The sequence below is a fragment of the Capnocytophaga sp. oral taxon 380 str. F0488 genome (assembly GCF_000318255.2).
In the GTDB taxonomy this organism is placed as follows: Bacteria; Bacteroidota; Bacteroidia; order Flavobacteriales; family Flavobacteriaceae; genus Capnocytophaga; species Capnocytophaga ochracea.
This window is the reverse complement of record NZ_KB291188.1, coordinates 25,292-42,809: the sequence shown is the minus strand read 5'-3', so window position 1 is coordinate 42,809 and position 17,518 is coordinate 25,292. Positions and strand designations below refer to the sequence as shown.

Below are 17,518 nucleotides of genomic sequence, written 5' to 3'. Positions count from 1 at the left end.
CTAATTTTCTAATTTTCTAATTCTCTCATTTTCTAATTCTCTCATTTTCTAATTAATCTGCGTACACGGCTCACACATTTGCTAATTTGCCAATTATTCCCTATCTTTGCACCCTAATAAATCATTATATCATTTTTTATGAAGAAAATCAGTCTTATACTGTTGGCTTTTTTATTGCTCACTCCCATAGCAAAAGCCGACGAAGGAATGTGGTTTTTGATGTTCATCGAACGTCTCAACCAAAGAGATATGCAGAAGTTAGGCTTACAACTCACTGCTCAAGAAATTTATAGCATCAATAATAACAGTCTCAAAGATGCTATCGTACAATTTAATGGAGGTTGTACTGCGAGTATCATCTCCAAAGATGGCTTAGTGCTCACTAACCACCATTGTGGCTATGGCAATATCGCTCAGCTCTCCACACCTGAAAACAACCATCTAAAAAACGGATTCTGGGCACGCTCTCACGCCGAAGAACTTTCACCTAAGCAATCATTCGTGCGTTTCTTTGTGCGTATGGACAATGTAACCGACCGTATGCTATCAGTGGTAAAACCTTCAATGAACGAAAAAGAACGCGAAGCTGCTCTCAACCAAGAAATGGCTAAAATACAAAAAGAGAACAGTGAAGGGGGTAAATATGTAGTTTCAGTACGTCCGTTCTTCCAAGGTAATGAATATTATTACTTCGTATACCAAGATTTTAAAGATGTACGACTTGTAGGTACGCCTCCTGAAAGCATTGGAAAATTCGGTGGCGATACCGATAATTGGGAATGGCCTCGCCAAACAGGCGACTTCTCGCTTTTCCGCGTTTATACTGATAAAGACGGTAATGCCGCCGACTATTCACCTAATAACGTACCTCTTAAAGCAAAACGCTATCTTAAAGTGAGCCTTAAAGGCGTGCAAGATAAAGATTTTGCAATGATTATGGGATACCCAGGACGTACCAACCGCTGGGAAAGCTCTTATTGGGTAGACCAAAACGTAAAATATGCCTATCCTGCGTGGGTAGAAGCCTCTAAAACAGCTATGGACGCAATGAAGCGCTTTATGGATAAAGACGATGCCGTACGCTTGCAATACGCTTCACAATATTCAAGCATTGCCAATTATTGGAAAAACCGCCAAGGTATGATTGATGCACTTACGGCTCATAAAACAGCAGCTACTAAGCGCAAAACCGAAGCTATTTTCGCCAAATGGGCTAATAAAGCTGAAAATAAGGCTGAATATGGCGACGTACTGAACACTTTATCTAATTTCTTTGAAAAAACCAATGCTAAATCAGCCGATGAGAATTATTTGGGTATGCTATGGCGTGCTTCTTTCTTCGTAAAGATTCCTACACGTTACATTAGCTTGGTAAGTAATGCTAAAAAAGGCGGTATGCCTACCGACGAATTGGAGAAAAGAGTGGACGACCTACTCACTGAGTACGATAAAGTAAACTTAGACGTAGAAAAGGCTATCCTTGCCGATATGCTGAAATTATACACTAACAAAGGTACTGATGTCCCCTCTGAACTCAAAACTATTAAAACACAGTACAAAGGTGATTTTAACAAATACGTAGAAGAGCTTTTGGCTAAGAGTATCTACCGTAGCAAAGAAACTGCTAAAGAAGGTGTTTTTCCTAAAAACAAAGTCTTTCAAAATGAAGAGCAGATAAATATGGCTTTAGCAAGCGACCCTATTTTAGCACTTTCTATAGCACTTTTTGCTAACTATCGCAACCCTTCAGAAGAACAACTTAGCTTAGAAGACAGCTATGCCAAAGCCTTCCGCAAGTTCGTAAAAGGTATGCGCGATTCTAAAATCAGTACTATCTTGTATCCCGATGCCAATTCTACTCTGCGCCTTACCTATGGTACGGTCATTCCATTGGCTACCGATAAACGCAACCCCGATGTAAAAAAGAACTACTATACTACCTTTAATACCCTAATGGCAAAGTACAAAAAAGGCGATGCCGAATTTGATATGCCACAGCGTATGCTCGACCTTTATAAGAAGAAAGAGTTTGGAAGGTATATAGACAAAGACGGTTCTATGCACGTAAACTTCCTTACTAATAACGATATCACAGGTGGTAACTCAGGTTCGCCTGTAATGAATGGTAAAGGAGAACTCATAGGGCTTGCTTTCGACGGCAATATCGAAGCAATGGCAGGCGATGTAATCTTCGACAAACAACTACAACGCACTATCAATGTAGATATCCGCTACGTCCTCTGGGTAATCGATATTTATGCCGGAGCCAAGAACATTATAAATGAAATAGAAACAGTACAGTAGATAAAAGAGTTAGGAGTTAGCATATAAGCTAATTCCTAACTCCTAAAATAGAATGAGCCTATCAAGTTATACAAAAGAATTCAAATACAACTTTAAAATTGCTTACCCCGTCATATTAGGAATGCTCGGGCACACCCTTGTTGGGTTCGTAGATAATGTAATGGTAGGTAAAGTAGGTATTACCGAACTCGGAGCAGCTGCTCTGGGCAATACCGCTATATTCATTGCAATGTCGTTTGCCATTGGTTTTTCTATTGCTAGTACTTCCTTAGTAGCAATGGCTGATGAAGCAGGTGATAAACCAACTGCTCAGTCTATTCTCAATCACGGAATGGTACTCAATGTAATATTAGGAGTAGTACTCTTTCTTTTATTGTTTTTTGTAGAACCTGTGATGCGCTATACAGGACAAAGCGAGAAAGTAATAGAGTTGGCAGTACCCTACACCCATTTGGTAGCTTTTTCGCTTATTCCGTTGGGTGTCTTCACTACCTTCAAGCAGTTTGCCGATGGCTTATCAATGACCAAATATGCTATGTATGTTACTATCTTAGCAAACTTGCTAAACGTCTTTCTAAACTATCTTTTTATTTATGGTAATTGGGGTTGCCCAAAATTAGGAGTGTTAGGTGCTGGTATTGGTACCTTAGTATCACGAATTGTAATGCCTATAATGCTTTTCTTTATGCTGAAAAACTTAGAGAAGTCGCGTGAATACGTTATGAGTATCAGTTTTAAGAATATGCAACAAGCAATGTACAAAAAGATAACTGCTCTCGGACTCCCCACCGCTATGCAAATGATTTTTGAAACAGGTATCTTTACCGCAGCTATTTGGATAAGCGGTATGCTGGGTGAAAATCATTTATCAGCAAACCAAATTGCGCTCAACTTATCGAGTATGACTTTTATGGTCGCTAATGGCTTAGGAATTACTGCTATGATACGTGTAGGGAATCAATTAGGAGCGAGAAACTATGCTAATTTGCGTAGAGTAGCTATTTCGGTATTTCTGTTAGTACTCTGCACACAAGTATTTTTTGCCCTTCTTTTAGCGGTATTTCGCACTTGGTTACCGTCATTATACTTAGAGATGGATAACATAGAAAAATTAGCTAATAATACTCTAGTAATAGGCGAAGCTGCCAATCTCTTGCTCATTGCAGCTATTTTTCAAATATCCGATGGAATGCAAGTAACAGCTCTTGGTGCCTTACGTGGAGTACAAGATGCTAAAGTGCCTATGTACATCACTTTTGTAGCCTATTGGCTGATTGCCTTCCCTATTCTTTATGTGTTAGGCGTTCATACCAATTTAGGTACTATGGGCATTTGGATTGGCTTGCTCACCGGCCTCACCGTCGCTGCTGTCTGCCTCTTGTATAGGTTCAACCGTATCAGCTTACAACTGATAGCTAACAGACACCAATATACTTCTTAAAGTTTTTTGTAATTCATAAATAACAAAGGGCTGTTCAATGTACATTGAACAGCCCTTATATTTTTATTATAATAATTTATAAACTAATTTTAATCTTCCTCTTCTCCATCCCAGTATTCCAGAAACTCCTTTATGAGCTTGGCCGGATTGGCTTTCTTTGTCCAAGAAATAGGTGTATCTTCAAAATCTCGCTGATGAATAATAATAGGAATATTACGCCCAAATACCTTTTCTACCTCTCCGTCGTCCAACAATCGTTTGGCGAGAACTATCACCTCTTTGATAAAGTCTTTACCAAACTTATCACCTTTTTTGAGGAGTTTGTCGTAAAGTTCTTCATCTTCTTCTATAGCGCGGTCGTTTTCCTCATCAGAATAGAAATAAGGAGTTTTAGCAAACCACTGTTTCAGCAATTTGTCTTTTTTACCTCCTACGGTTTCCACTTCTGTTTGTAACCAATAATCAAAATTCCACTTGGCATCTTCTTTTGAAGTGGCGTTGTAACTCTCTTCTTTTACATTTGAAAGGGTATTATAGCCCAGTGTAATTTTAGGAAATCGCAAGTCATCATCGTCACACGTATAACAAAAAGACAGTGCATAGACTTCTTTTTTATCCTCTTCATTTGCAATTTCTTGAATTGCATTTTTCAACTTCTCGTAACTCTTCTCCGTAAAGTTTTTTAGTTCCTTTTCCACTATAAAATATTGATATTTTAATTCTATTTGCTTTTAATGATTTTTTCAAAATGTCTGCAAAAGTAACTATTTTATTTTACATAGCGTAATTTTTGAGCTATTTTTTTTCATTTCAGATAATGAATAAAGAAACGAGCTTTTTAAGATACTATTTTATACAAATTCGTAAGTTTTAGTGCTACCGTTTCATCAAAGGAAGTCGTGTTCTTCACTTGTATGTCAGCGTCTTTATGCTGAATGGTGAGTGTGAGTTGCAAAATAGGGTGAGTAATGGGGTTGATAAGCGCCATAAACTTCACATTGGTAGTTTTGGCTAAAAAGAGTTTATGTCCTGTAATTTCCTCAGTAAGGTTCTTGATTATTTGCATCATACACACTCCTGGTGTAATAGGATTACCAGGAAAGTGCCCCTTGAAGATAGCGTGTTGAGGGTTGAGGGTAAGGGTGCAGAGATAGTTTTCTGCGTCTTGCTTTTCTAAGCTATTGAGGGTATAAAATTCTTTTAACATCTTTGAGAATAAGCAATTAATGATTTATAATTAAGGGTTCTAAAACTATTTTAATAGTAAAGGTGTGATGTTCTATGGTTATGTTGTTGCTATTATAGGTAAAAGTAGTGTATAGTTTCTTACCTTGCATATTGAGCTGTTTGGAGAGGTTGGTTCCTGAGGTAAACAAATAAACGGCATCATTCCCATCTTTGCTTTGTTGTACTTCGATAGTGCCATTGGTGTATTTTTGAGTAACCTGCCAATGAGTTTTAAGAAGGTGCTTAAAGTCAGAAGTGAGGGTACGAATGATGATTTTCCTATTGAGATCGGGGGTTATATAGTTGGTTTTTATCTTTCCGCTTTGGTTTTCAAAATCGAAAAGCGTATTACCAAAGTCGGTAGTAAGGGCTACTCGCCACGTATTATCTGCAGTAATTTTAGCTACTAAGAGTCCGCTGAAAGTATGACCATAAGCGGTAATGGTAGCGCGATAGAGGTACTCCTCCCCTACCCTTATGTGGGGATTGGCTATCGTTGTTGGCGTTGTAGCCATTGATTGGTATTCAGCAGGGAGGTTATAAGAAGGTGAACAGCTGCCAAGCCATATAGCAAACAGACTACATTTTAAAATTTGCTTCATCAATTTTTGTATTTAGTTTTTTATTGCTGAATAAGATTTCAGTATAGTCTTTAGAAGGTTCAATGAGTTTTACACGTTCCACGACACTATCAACATCAAAATACAGATGTATTTCACTCACATATTTCAAAAGCATCTTATCCTTAGGCAATAGTTTTACCAATGTACTTTTGCCTGATTTGGCAAAGGTCATAGCAAATTCTTTCTCGTTGAACATATCACCACTGATAGAACTCACAATGAGGTTATTTATTTTTTTAAAGACTTTATTATCAGCTTTCATCTGTGAGACATTACCTGCATCGTTCACCGTGATTTTATCTTTCTGAAAAATAATGCGATACTGGTAAGGTTTAGTGTATTGCCAATTCAGTTTATCGGGTTTAGCGAATGCCATTTTACCTAATGTTTCGATATCCTTACTCATAAAATCCAAGTGTTTTTTCTGAGTAAAATCGGCTTGCATTGTTTGGATTGACTTGTTTTTAGCAATAGTTTGCGTTTTGAAGTCGCGTATTTGGGCTTCGGTAAGGGCTTGGGCACTGATTGTTAAAGGTGCAACACAAATAAGAAATATTAAGAGTTTTTTCATTCTAAATTGTTTGTAATTGTATAGTTATTTTCTTTGAGGTACTGCAATAAGCGTTCCAAAACGGTAAGGGTATGGGGCAGACGGTCGTGCATCAGTATGATATTGCCATTGGTAAGTTTGCGCACAATGCGATGAAAAAGCTTGTCTTCATCGTGTATTACGGTGTCTAATGAGCGTACATCCCATCCTATAGCTTTTTTAGCTGTTGCCCGAATTGCTCTAGCAACGGGTGGTGAGGTGATTCCGTATGGAGGTCGGAAATATGGGGTAACGATATCCAAGTGCGCCAATGCTTCATCGGTATGGCGGATTTCGTTGGCAAGGGCTTTTGCGTGCAGAATATTTTTAGGTTGATGGGTGAAGGTATGGTTTGCCACTAAATGACCTTCAGCTTGCATACGTTTGACGACCTCTGGATACTTTTGTATTTGTTCACCTACACAAAAAAAGACTGCTTTGGCGTTGTATTGCTCCAAAAGGTCTAAGAATTGTGGTGTGAGTTCTGAGGGACCATCATCAAAAGTTAGCGCTACTGTTTTTACTGGACGCTCCTTTAAGAAGTATTGTGTTTTAACAAAATAAGAGAGGCGGATATCGAATACGCCCCAAGAGGTAATGCCTAAAAACAACACTATTAATAACACATATACCCACCAAGGAGCATTTTGTATAAATGCTGTTACAAGAGCACTGACAAATATTGCGATTGTAAAAAGGTGTTTGTTCAATGTTTAAATAATAAAATGTTAATACTTTGTCAAGGAAAACCTCACACGGATTTCACAGTTTTTTTCTTTTTAATTATTCATTGATAGATATGATGTGCACAGATTAACAACTTCGTTGCCGGATTTACACAGTCTGTAATACGAATACAATTGTAAAATAAAAAGTATATTTTATATTACTTTGAATTACTTTTAACGTGGCAAAAATAACATACATTTTACTTTCTTACAAATAATTTGAATTACTTTTTTCTTGAAACGTAAGAATACTGCTTTTATTAAGAGAATTATTTTTACTTTTTTTGATGTAATTTTTTTTTCGTTTGAAAATAAATTGTACATTTGTTGCGAATTTAAAATCGTTTAAACGCTACAAAAGAAACAGAAAAAATAATTACATAAAAACATAAATTAGCGTTTCGCTTTACATTTTTCTGTGATAGAGATACGACCTTTTTTCATTGTCATAGGAAAGCGAAGTGGAAATGTCTGCGTTATAAGCGTAGACATTCCTTTTACTTATGACAATAGCCTTTGGTTGGGCTTCTATGGCAAGTAACAAGAAATGTTTTCACGTTTTTTATGCGCTTATGTGAACGATAAAGGCGGAAACCGAAAAGCCTGTAAGAGAGTAGGAATAATAAACTATTTTTTTTTTACTAACAAATGAGAAAAGTAATTTTAATGGCAGTAGCTGTGTTGGTTGCACTGACTATTAGCAATTGCGGAAAAGAAACCGAAAAAGTAATTGAACGTGTAGAAGTTCAAAAAGGTAGTCAAATTCTTTCAGGTAATGATGTACCAACGACTTCGTTAGGAAGTGTAGGAGACTATTATCTAAACAAAACTACAATGGAACTCTACGGGCCTAAAACAACTGAAGGATGGGGAAATGCCATAGGTCTAAAAGGAGCTCAAGGTGAAAAGGGAAAAGATGGAAAAGATGGCTCTAATGGTAGCAACGGAAGTAATGGTAATAATGGAACAAACGGTTCTAACGGAAAAGACGGTGCTACTATTCTATCAGGTACTACAACTCCTACAGCTTCACAAGGGAAAGTCGGTGATTGGTACATTGACATCCAAAACAAACATCTTTACGGACCTAAAACAGAAAGTGGTTGGGGCACAGGAATTAGCTTGATAGGCAGTAGCAGTAGTACTACACAAAAAGCCGATTTTTTAGTAAGTGATGATGGTACAACACTCTTGCAATGGAGAAATAAAAATTCTACAAGTATTGATATGACTGCTATCCCTGAATTGGCTACTGTTACTAAAATAGGAAACAGAGCTTTTTATGGTTGTGGAGATTTATCTTCAATTAAACTTACTGAAAAAATAACTATTATTGGACATTCAGCATTTGAAGATTGTAATATAGAAGAAATTCGTTTACCTAAAAATGTTATTTCAATTGGTTATAGTGTTTTTGAAGATACAAATATTAAAAATATTTACATAGAAGCTACTACTCCTCCCACGCTTCATGGAAAATATAACATTAATCCTTATTTGGGAAAGATAAATTTACAGAATGTGTATGTTCCTGCAAGTAGTTTAAACGCTTATAAGAATAATGTTCAATGGAAAAAACTTACTGATATAATAGAGTATGACCCTAATACTCACCAACAAATGGTAAAAGGTACTAAACTAAAAGCTATGCCTTAATTTTCATCAATAATAGAAACAAAAACTGCAACACCTACTTATTGTAAGTGTTGCTTTTTTTATTTCTTCAACAGTACAAAACTAAAATCTTTGCCTCTATATGAATTTACTAATAAAATATGTTGTATGGGGGTGGAGAGAGTAAGCTCGCAAATGACGGGAAGGGTTTGCTTTTGTAGTACTTGGCAAGCAAACCAAAGTCCGAAAGCTGAAGCTGTGTAATACTCACTACTCAGGGTTTTATAGTGCAAGGTAGGGCGTTGCCAAGAACGGTTTTCTGCTTCACCAGTAAGTATCAAATCTATATTAGAGAGGGTAAGATGGTGGCAAGAAAGAAAGTCGTTTAGGGCTTTTTGTTGTTGCTCGGGAGTGAGTTCATTGTACAAAGCTACATCCACAAGTTCTCCATAGGTATTGGGGGTAGCCTCTGCTGATAATGCAAAGAAACTCGCGCCTTCTCCTTTTTGGTCAAGCCCTACTAAATCATATAAATACAAAGTGTGCGGACTGTGTTCATCTACACCTCCTACCAAAGCCGTATTGATAGTATCTTGCTCCATTTGCATTTTAGCATCTAACAAAGCCGATTCAAATGATACAGCCCCATTCACATAAGTAAAGTTTTCTCCTTTGCACTGTAACAAAAGAGCTATCTGCCCCGCAACAGTATTATGAGTAGATTGTATAAAAGCCGTGGGGGTGAGGTGCTCCTCGTTGTCGTTGATAAGCGCTGTAAGGAATTTTTCAGAATCTTGCAGGCATCCCATACCGGTACCCACCAAAATAGCATCAGGGGTAGTGATATGTGCTTCTTTTAAGGCTTCAGTAGCTGTAGCTATACCCATTTTTACGCCTTTAGCCATACGACGACTGGCATTAGGGGCAATATATTCTTTATAAGAAGGTTCTTGAGCGTAACACACTTCCTCTGGAGTAACCTTTAGGGCTTCATCGAGGAAATAAGGTGTTAAGAAAGTAGGTTGAACCGATATGCAGGCTATTCCGTTGATATAAGACTTCATTCAATTAACAATTAACAATTAATAATAACGATTTAGGAGTTAGATATTAGGAATTAGTATTAGAGTTCGGCAAAACTTGTGATATATTTTTCACTCTCAAATACGATACCAGTCCTAACAACAGCACTATCCCCACAGCATAATACACAAAGGTAGGGGTGATAATTTTATCGCCTGTGGCATAGCTATGCATACCTGTGAGGTAGAAATTCACACCAAAATAAGTCATCAAGATACTGCCAAAGGCAACAATGCTCATAAAGTTGAACGCCCATCGTCCACGCCAATGGGGTATCAAGCGCAGGTGTATTACCAAGGCGTAAACCATAATGCTAATCAATGCCCAAGTTTCCTTGGGATCCCACCCCCAATAACGTCCCCAACTTTCGTTTGCCCACATACCACCCAAAAAGTTGCCTATGGTGAGCATTACGAGCCCCACTGTAAGAGCTAATTCGTTTACAATAGTGAGTTCTTGTTGTATAAGGTTAATTTTATGAGCATTCTTTTGGGTATTAACTATCATCAGTAGGAGGTTGAGAACCCCTAAGAGCATTCCTAAGGCAAAAGGTCCATAACTACCTACAATCACGGCAACGTGTAACATCAGCCAATAGCTATTGAGCACGGGTTGGAGGGTACCAATAGCAGGATCCATCCAATTCCAGTGGGCAATCATCAGTATCATAGCGGTTACAAAAGCGGTGGCAGCAACCGTGAGGGGGGAACGTTGCGAAAAGAAAAGTCCTACCCCAATAGCCGACCATCCTACATATATCATACTCTCATAAGCATCGCTAAAAGGTGCGTGACCTGAAAGATACCAACGTACAGCAAGTCCTACAGTATGCAGGATAAAACAGAGCCACAGCAAGGCTATACCTATTTGGATAAGTCTTCTAAAAATTTGTTTTGGCATAAAAATATGCCATAATAGTACTATAAATAACACTGTACCAAGATACAAATACGCTTGAAAAAGTTGTTCAAAAATATTGATGCGATTGTACCATAATTCGGTTTGTATTTTGGCAGGTGAGGGCAATACCTCAGCCGAGTAAAACTCTTGTTGTAGCTTGATATTGTTGAGCACCTTGTCGGCTTTGCTATAATCGCCTGTTTTAGTGGCTTGTTGTAGCAAGATAAGGTAAGCTGGTAATGCGTTTTTTACAAATTGTTTGTACAGTGGGTCGGTGATTTGTAGGGTGTCGTTTACGTAATCTAAGTGCGAAATCCACTTATAATTAGGGTCATTAGGCACAGGAAATACCTTAAAAATATCACCTTGTAACGCTCTGTTAAGCAACCCTATACGTTGGTCTACTTCCTTAAAATCTTTTTGAAATTGGTTAGGAGTATTCGTGTTGTAAATATCTTTCAGCAAAGGGGCAAACTTGTACTGCCCATTTGCATCAAAAAAATCTTTAGGTTTTACCCATTTGCTTCCTTCAGGAACTCCCAAAAAACGATGCAAACTGTCATTAGCTTTCTTTACATAGATAATGTCCGACTCATACCACGCTTGCGGACTGAGGAGCATAGAAAGCAAAACTTGATCGGAAGTGAGCCCTTTATAAGTATCGTGTTTGCTAAGTTTTCGTAAGAGTTCTGAAGAGAAGGTATTCACAGGCTTAAAGCGCCCATCATCTTGAATGAGCATTGCACCAAATTTTTCAGCGTGCGCTTTGTTGGGTACTACCATAGGAGTTTGGGCAGTAGCCAAAGAGCTAAAACATAATGCCAAAACGATTGCAACCCTTTTGGCTTGGAGGTCTTTAAGTTGCTGATTGAGTTTCCTAAATCGGGATTTGCCTACAAACATAAACGCCAACATACTACCGAAGAGCAGTATATAACCTATGTAAGTGATGAGAGTACCCCAAAAGTCGTGGTTTACCGATAGTATAGTACCTTGTTCATCGGGGTGAAAAGAAGATTGGAACAAACGATAACCTTGATAATTGAGAATATGGTTCATCTCAATATCATAAGGAAAAGTCTTCCCTCCCCTACTCACGGTTACTTTGCTTTTAAAGGAAGCATAACTATTCTCAGTACCAGGGTATTTTTCGGCTATAAAATCGTTGAGGGTGAGACTAAAAGGCAATTTTTCTTCGCGTGCTCCGTAGCTTAGGTGAAACTGCAAGCCGTTCAAAGTAATTGTGGTAGGAGGGTGTTGCACACCGCGTTTGCCCATTACTGTTACTTCTTTGCGCTGATTACCTGAAACAACTTTCAATACTAAGACATTCATCTCCTTGCCTATGCGTTTAAACGATTTATAGGTAATACTAAAAGGTTTGCCTTTAAAGTCGGACAACCACTTGTAATGATTAGATGTATAAGGCGAGAAAAGCACCTCTTTTTGTCTCTTTTTACGCAAGGGAGCTCCTTGATAAGTGCCATCTACCATTACAGTGATATAAGTGCGATCGGAGAGGTAAGTATTTGTAGTTTCTCCTTCGCGTAGAGAAATCATACCTTCATCACCAAAATAACGCGTAACTCCAGCCCCTACAATGATAAACACCCACGAGAGGTGCAACACCAGCACCGCCCAATTCTCTCTTTTGAGCAATCGGTAACGGGAGATATTCCCTATAAAATTCAGCACAAAAAGCCCCATTATCGCCTCAAACCACCAAGTGTTATACACCCAAATGCGGGCGGTATCGGTATCGAAGTCGTTTTCTATAAAAGTTCCTACTGCCATAACTATAGCAAAAGCAATGAAGAGAATTGCCATCAGCTTGGTAGAATATAGGAAAGAGATGAATCTGCGTACTATCATAATTGGGGGCAAAGGTAGTGAGTAATTAACAAATTAGCAAATTCTTCAATTAACTAATGAAGAGAGCTGAAAATTCGGAAGAAAACAAAAAGGTTCGAAAGATGTTTTTTAGTGAAAAATTAAAAAATAGCTTCTGGAGGAATATAGTTAGCTTATACAAAGCTTATAGGAAGCTTGAACGAATCTTGGACGATTGGTATACAATAGCTATATAAAAAGTTGAAAATTAGTAGTTAAGAATTAAGATAAAGAAGAGGTTTGAGCGAAGGTAAAGTGATAAAAAACGAAAGGAACTACCTAAAAAGGCAGTTCCTTAATTGTATAACTATAAAATTACTTATTTACAATTGATAAGCTGTTTGAGTGCACTCATTTCTTTATATTTCTCACGGGCTTCTCCAGCAGGATAACCAAAGTAAGTTTGTCCGCCCTCCAACGATTTAGAAATACCACTTTGGGCTAAAATTACTGCTTTTTCACCTATAGTGATACCGCTGGTTATTCCTACTTGTCCCCAAATAGTTACTTCATTTTCTATTACCACACAACCAGCAATCCCTGTTTGTGAAGCAATGAGACACTTCTCTCCTACTACCGTATCGTGACCTATATGTACTTGATTATCTATCTTTGTTCCTTTTTTGATAGTGGTATCACCTGTTACTCCTCTATCAATGGTACAAAGAGCACCTAAATCCACATTGTCCTCAATTACTACACGTCCGCCTGACTTGAGTTTATCAAAACCTTCGGGGCGTTTTTTGTAATAAAAAGCATCTGCTCCGAGCACTGTGCCTGCGTGAATAGTTACGTTATCACCTATCACACAATCGTCGTAGATACTCACATTAGAATGAATACGGCAGTTGTTGCCTATTACTACATTGTTACCCAAAAAAGTACCTGGTTGCACTACTGTATTTTCACCTATACGAGCTAAAGGGGCTATAAGTGCAGTTGCTTTTTGAAAAGGTTTAAAAAAGTCGGTGAGTTTATTAAAATCGCGAAAAGGGTCATCGGATATTAAAAGGGCTTTCCCTTCAGGGCATTCTACTTCTTTGTTGATAAGTACAATAGTAGCCTTAGAATGCAAAGCCTTCTCGTAATACTTAGGATGGTCTACAAAGACTATATCACCTGCTTGTACTACGTGAATTTCATTCATTCCAAGTACGGGGAAATCTTCTGCACCTACGTATTTCGCATTGATGATAGTAGCTATTTGCTTAAGGGTGTAAGGCTGTGAGAAACGCATAATTAGTCTTTCATTCTTTCGACGTAAGTACCTTTTTCAGTTTCTACCTTAATGCGGTCACCTTCGTTGATGAAAAGAGGTACATTCACAATAGCTCCTGTTTCAACAGTAGCAGGTTTGGTAGCATTAGTAGCTGTATTACCTTTTACTCCTGGTTCTACGTGTGTAACAGTAAGGATAACATTAGCAGGCATTTCTACTGAAAGAGGAGTTTCGTCTTCGGCATTGAAGATTACCATCACTGTTTCACCTTCTTTAAGTAAATCGGGGTAATCAAGCATATCTTTGCGAATATGCACTTGGTTGAAGTCGTCGTTGTTCATAAATACGAACTCATCGCCTTCAGCATACAAATATTGGAAAGAACGAGTTTCGACACGTACATCTTCAATTTTGTGACCAGCAGAGAAAGTGTTGTCGAGTATTTTACCTGTGGTAACACTTTTAAGTTTAGTACGTACAAAAGCAGGACCTTTCCCCGGTTTTACGTGTAGAAATTCAATAATTTTGTAGATATCGTGATTGAAGCGAATGCACAATCCTTTTTTAATGTCTGCGGTTGTTGCCATTTATTCTATTTTAAGTTATTTGTTTTTAGTTTTAAGTTCTTACTCTTTTATTAATTCACCGTGATAGCCTTTCATAATACCGTGCTGTGAGCGACGCACGAATTGCAATATCTCATCGCGTTCTACAGTGGCTTCCATTTCAGCTTCTATATAGTCCAAAGCATGAGAGGTACTGAGTTTCTTTTGGAAAAGTACACGGTAAATATCTTGTATCTCACGTATTTTCTCAGTAGTAAATCCACGACGATGTAACCCTATAGAATTCACTCCTACATAAGAAAGTGGGTTGCGCGCAGCCTTTACATAAGGGGGAACATCTTTACCTACAAGCGAACCTCCTGTTACAAAAGCATAACTCCCTATAGAACAAAACTGATAAACAGCAGTCATTCCTGCCATTACAGCACAATCACCTACAGTTACGTGTCCTGCAAGAGTAGTACCATTAGAGAAAATACAATTGTCCCCCACAATACAATCGTGAGCGATATGAGAGTAAGCCATTATCAAGCAATTGTTGCCTACTACAGTTCTCATACGGTCGACGGTACCTTTATTGATGGTTACACACTCTCTGATAGTAGTATTATTGCCTATGTGAGTAGTGGTTTCTTCACCTTTATACTTGAGGTCTTGTGGAATGGCTGAAATTACAGCTCCAGGAAAAATTTTGCAGTTCTTCCCAATACGCGCTCCCTCCATAATGGTTACGTTAGGTCCTATCCAAGTGCCCTCACCTATTTCTACATTTTTACTGATAGTAGTAAAAGGCTCTATCACTACATTTTTAGCGATTTTGGCATCGGAGTGGACATAAGCCAAAGGTTGAATCATATACTTTTATTTTACTTTAACAATTTGAGCCATTAGCTCAGCTTCCGTAGCCAACTTCCCGTTCACATAAGCGTAAGCTTGCATATGGCAAATACCACGGCGAATAGGCGTTAGCAATTCTAACTTGAATATAAGGGTATCCCCTGGCACTACTTGTACCTTGAACTTCACATTGTCTATTTTCATAAAGTAAGTGAGATAATTTTCAGGGTCAGGAACAGTACTAAGTATTAATACTCCTCCCGTTTGTGCCATTGCTTCTATTTGGAGTACTCCAGGCATCACAGGAGCTCCTGGGAAGTGTCCTACAAAGAAAGGTTCATCCATTGTTACATTCTTTAAACCTACAACGTGTTTATCAGAAAGTTCAAAGATTTTATCTACCAACAAGAATGGGGGACGGTGAGGTAACAACTTCATTATATCAACAGTATTGAGTAACGGTGCTTGATTGATATCTATAGAAGGAACGTTGTTACGACGTTCATTTTTTATAATCTTAGAAAGTTTTTTAGCAAATTGGGTATTGGTGAAATGCCCAGGTTTGGTAGCAATTACTTTACCACGAATGCGTGTACCTACCAATGCCAAATCGCCTATTACATCCAATAGTTTATGGCGAGCAGCTTCGTTAGGGTAATGCAAAGTAAGATTATCGAGCACTCCATTAGGTTTCACTGAAATATTATCTTTGTTGAAAATCTTTTTAAGTTTCTGCATCGTACTATCAGAAATTTCTTTATCTACATATACGATAGCATTATTCAAATCTCCTCCTTTAATCAAACCGTGATCGAGTAAAGCTTCGAGCTCGTGCAAGAAACTAAAAGTACGAGCATCAGCTATTTCGGTTTTAAATTCGGAAAGTTTATTGAGATAAGCATTTTGAGTGCCCAAAATCTTAGTACCAAAATCTACCATTGTAGTCACTTGGTATTCCTCGGCAGGAATGAGAGTAATCTCACTGCCTGTTTCTTCATTTACGTAAGTAATTACTTGTTTTACTATATACTCATCACGCTCTGCATCTTGAGGAGTGATACCCGCTTTTTCTATAGCTTCTACAAAATATTTAGAAGAACCATCCATAATGGGAGGTTCGGAGGAGTTGAGCTCAATAATCACATTATCCAAATCCATACCGACGAGCGCTGCTAAGATGTGCTCACAAGTTTGGATTTTCACCCCCTTTTTCTCTAAAACAGTGCCACGTTCTGTACTTGCTACATAGGTAGCATCAGCTTCGACAACGGGGTTTCCTTCTAAATCGGTACGTACAAAGGTAAAACCATTGCCTACTGGTGCAGGTTTGAGCACCATTTTTACTTGTTTACCAGTATGTAACCCAATACCTTCTAAGGTAATTTCTTTGGATAAAGTATTTTGCTTTACCATAGTGTATTTATTTTAATTTTTTTTCTAATTCTTCTAAGCGTTTAAGCAAGTTAGGTAATTTTCTAAAAATGACATAAGCTTTGTTGTATTCAGCGTGCCCCAAAGCGGGAGAGCCTTGTATCGCTTCATCGTCTTTAAGGTTGCGACCTACCCCTGTTTGGGCTTGTATTTTCACGCGATTGCCTATTACTAAGTGACCTACGATTCCCACTTGACCCCCTATCATACAATTTTCGCCTACTTTAGTTGAGCCAGCGATACCTGTTTGGGCAGCAATCACTGTATTTTTACCTATTTCTACATTGTGGGCAATATGTATTTGATTGTCTAACTTTACTCCCTTACGAATGATAGTAGAACCTAAAGTTGCACGATCTATAGCTGTTTCTGCACCTATATCTACAGAATCTTCAATAACGACATTACCTATCTGTGGCACTCTGCTGAATTCTCCTTTTTCATTGGGCTGGAAGCCAAATCCGTCAGCACCTAATACTACTCCACTGTGGAGTATACAATCTTTGCCTATGACAGTTTCGGAATATATTTTACAGCCTGCAAAAATAGTAGTCCCCTCACCTACTGATGAGTTATCACCTATGTAAGTGTTAGGATAGATTTTCACATTATCGCTTATCACTACATTTTCGCCAATATACACAAAAGCTCCTATATATACATTTTGTCCTATTTTAGCAGATGAAGCGATAAACGAAGGTTGTTCTATACCTACTTTATTCATTTTCACTTGATTGTAAAATTCTAAGAGTTTAGTAAAAGCGGCATAAGCATCGTCTACTCTCACTAAAGTTGCTGATATTTTATCTTCAGCCTCAAAGTCCTTATTTACAATCACTATGGATGCCTGAGTAGTATAGATAAAATGTTTGTATTTAGGGTTTGCCAAAAAAGATATACTCCCTTCACTTCCCTCTTCAATTTTTGAAAGTTTATAGACTTCAATTTGGGGATTTCCTTCTACTTCACCGCCGAGTACATTGGCTATTTGTAATGCTGTAAATTTCATTTAATTAGTTTATAATCAAAACGATATAAAGCAATATTTATATGTTTTTGTCTTAAA

General features: G+C 37.9%; 15 protein-coding genes. 3 read left to right on the top strand and 12 right to left on the bottom strand.

Annotation, left to right across the window (positions count from 1 at the left end):
- Positions 1 to 138 precede the first annotated feature (138 nt).
- Both HMPREF9078_RS03370 and HMPREF9078_RS03365 read left to right on the top strand, forming a co-directional pair.
- The gene (locus HMPREF9078_RS03370) at positions 139 to 2,304 is read left to right on the top strand and encodes a S46 family peptidase (RefSeq protein ID WP_009419344.1); all 2,166 of its coding nucleotides are present in this window, start codon (positions 139 to 141) and stop codon (positions 2,302 to 2,304) included.
- Between the two features lie 52 nt (positions 2,305 to 2,356).
- Positions 2,357 to 3,745, top strand: coding sequence for an MATE family efflux transporter (locus HMPREF9078_RS03365; RefSeq protein WP_009419343.1), 1,389 nt, complete (start codon positions 2,357 to 2,359; stop codon positions 3,743 to 3,745).
- Positions 3,746 to 3,834: 89 nt separating this feature from the next.
- Here HMPREF9078_RS03365 and HMPREF9078_RS03360 read toward each other — a convergent pair whose 3' ends face one another.
- From HMPREF9078_RS03360 to HMPREF9078_RS03340, 5 genes are all read right to left on the bottom strand, one after another.
- Entirely contained in the window at positions 3,835 to 4,443 is a 609-nt protein-coding gene (locus HMPREF9078_RS03360) for a hypothetical protein (protein ID WP_009418358.1), read from the bottom strand.
- Positions 4,444 to 4,583: 140 nt separating this feature from the next.
- Positions 4,584 to 4,952, bottom strand: coding sequence for a 3-hydroxyacyl-ACP dehydratase (locus HMPREF9078_RS03355; protein WP_002671590.1), 369 nt, complete (start codon positions 4,950 to 4,952; stop codon positions 4,584 to 4,586).
- Between the two features lie 16 nt (positions 4,953 to 4,968).
- Complete coding sequence (locus tag HMPREF9078_RS03350; protein WP_009419342.1) at positions 4,969 to 5,574, bottom strand: DUF3261 domain-containing protein; 606 nt, start codon at positions 5,572 to 5,574, stop codon at positions 4,969 to 4,971.
- Complete coding sequence (locus HMPREF9078_RS03345) at positions 5,552 to 6,166, bottom strand: outer membrane lipoprotein carrier protein LolA (protein WP_009419341.1); 615 nt, start codon at positions 6,164 to 6,166, stop codon at positions 5,552 to 5,554. The genes HMPREF9078_RS03350 and HMPREF9078_RS03345 overlap by 23 nt, the downstream gene beginning before the upstream one ends.
- A complete protein-coding gene (locus tag HMPREF9078_RS03340) occupies positions 6,163 to 6,894 on the bottom strand; it encodes a polysaccharide deacetylase family protein (RefSeq protein WP_009419340.1) in 732 nt (243 codons plus the stop codon). Before HMPREF9078_RS03340 ends, HMPREF9078_RS03345 begins: the two co-directional genes overlap by 4 nt.
- Before the next feature lie 666 nt (positions 6,895 to 7,560).
- Between HMPREF9078_RS03340 and HMPREF9078_RS03335 the strand changes: the two genes are divergently transcribed.
- Positions 7,561 to 8,568, top strand: a complete 1,008-nt coding sequence (locus HMPREF9078_RS03335) for a leucine-rich repeat domain-containing protein (RefSeq protein WP_009419338.1) — start codon at positions 7,561 to 7,563, stop codon at positions 8,566 to 8,568.
- Positions 8,569 to 8,627: 59 nt separating this feature from the next.
- On the opposite strand, the gene HMPREF9078_RS03330 is transcribed toward HMPREF9078_RS03335, so the two are convergent.
- The 7 genes from HMPREF9078_RS03330 to lpxD form a co-directional block, all read right to left on the bottom strand.
- On the bottom strand, positions 8,628 to 9,590 hold the full coding sequence (locus HMPREF9078_RS03330; RefSeq protein ID WP_009419337.1) for a beta-ketoacyl synthase chain length factor: 963 nt from the start codon (positions 9,588 to 9,590) through the stop codon (positions 8,628 to 8,630).
- Positions 9,591 to 9,636: 46 nt separating this feature from the next.
- Positions 9,637 to 12,381, bottom strand: coding sequence for a cytochrome c biogenesis protein CcsA (gene ccsA / locus HMPREF9078_RS03325; protein ID WP_034542709.1), 2,745 nt, complete (start codon positions 12,379 to 12,381; stop codon positions 9,637 to 9,639).
- 337 nt (positions 12,382 to 12,718) lie between these two features.
- A complete protein-coding gene (locus HMPREF9078_RS03320) occupies positions 12,719 to 13,636 on the bottom strand; it encodes a UDP-3-O-(3-hydroxymyristoyl)glucosamine N-acyltransferase (protein ID WP_009419334.1) in 918 nt (305 codons plus the stop codon).
- A 2-nt stretch (positions 13,637 to 13,638) separates the two neighbouring features.
- Complete coding sequence (gene efp / locus HMPREF9078_RS03315; protein ID WP_002671577.1) at positions 13,639 to 14,205, bottom strand: elongation factor P; 567 nt, start codon at positions 14,203 to 14,205, stop codon at positions 13,639 to 13,641.
- A gap of 39 nt (positions 14,206 to 14,244) precedes the next feature.
- A complete protein-coding gene (gene lpxA / locus HMPREF9078_RS03310; RefSeq protein ID WP_009419333.1) occupies positions 14,245 to 15,039 on the bottom strand; it encodes an acyl-ACP--UDP-N-acetylglucosamine O-acyltransferase in 795 nt (264 codons plus the stop codon).
- 6 nt (positions 15,040 to 15,045) lie between these two features.
- A complete protein-coding gene (locus HMPREF9078_RS03305; RefSeq protein WP_009419332.1) occupies positions 15,046 to 16,434 on the bottom strand; it encodes a bifunctional UDP-3-O-[3-hydroxymyristoyl] N-acetylglucosamine deacetylase/3-hydroxyacyl-ACP dehydratase in 1,389 nt (462 codons plus the stop codon).
- Positions 16,435 to 16,441: 7 nt separating this feature from the next.
- Positions 16,442 to 17,461 (bottom strand): UDP-3-O-(3-hydroxymyristoyl)glucosamine N-acyltransferase, encoded by a 1,020-nt coding sequence (lpxD, locus tag HMPREF9078_RS03300; protein ID WP_002671571.1) that lies wholly within the window; start codon positions 17,459 to 17,461, stop codon positions 16,442 to 16,444.
- Positions 17,462 to 17,518 lie beyond the last annotated feature (57 nt).

Bases quoted from the DNA above. Each gene is read 5' to 3' on its own strand.
- HMPREF9078_RS03370 (WP_009419344.1), top strand. From the start codon at position 139: ATGAAGAAAATCAGTCTTATACTGTTGGCTTTTTTATTGCTCACTCCC.
- HMPREF9078_RS03365 (WP_009419343.1), top strand. From the start codon at position 2,357: ATGAGCCTATCAAGTTATACAAAAGAATTCAAATACAACTTTAAAATT.
- HMPREF9078_RS03355 (WP_002671590.1), bottom strand. From the start codon at position 4,952: ATGTTAAAAGAATTTTATACCCTCAATAGCTTAGAAAAGCAAGACGCA.
- HMPREF9078_RS03350 (WP_009419342.1), bottom strand. From the start codon at position 5,574: ATGAAGCAAATTTTAAAATGTAGTCTGTTTGCTATATGGCTTGGCAGC.
- HMPREF9078_RS03345 (WP_009419341.1), bottom strand. From the start codon at position 6,166: ATGAAAAAACTCTTAATATTTCTTATTTGTGTTGCACCTTTAACAATC.
- HMPREF9078_RS03335 (WP_009419338.1), top strand. From the start codon at position 7,561: ATGAGAAAAGTAATTTTAATGGCAGTAGCTGTGTTGGTTGCACTGACT.
- HMPREF9078_RS03330 (WP_009419337.1), bottom strand. From the start codon at position 9,590: ATGAAGTCTTATATCAACGGAATAGCCTGCATATCGGTTCAACCTACT.
- ccsA (WP_034542709.1), bottom strand. From the start codon at position 12,381: ATGATAGTACGCAGATTCATCTCTTTCCTATATTCTACCAAGCTGATG.
- HMPREF9078_RS03320 (WP_009419334.1), bottom strand. From the start codon at position 13,636: ATGCGTTTCTCACAGCCTTACACCCTTAAGCAAATAGCTACTATCATC.
- efp (WP_002671577.1), bottom strand. From the start codon at position 14,205: ATGGCAACAACCGCAGACATTAAAAAAGGATTGTGCATTCGCTTCAAT.
- lpxA (WP_009419333.1), bottom strand. From the start codon at position 15,039: ATGATTCAACCTTTGGCTTATGTCCACTCCGATGCCAAAATCGCTAAA.
- HMPREF9078_RS03305 (WP_009419332.1), bottom strand. From the start codon at position 16,434: ATGGTAAAGCAAAATACTTTATCCAAAGAAATTACCTTAGAAGGTATT.
- lpxD (WP_002671571.1), bottom strand. From the start codon at position 17,461: ATGAAATTTACAGCATTACAAATAGCCAATGTACTCGGCGGTGAAGTA.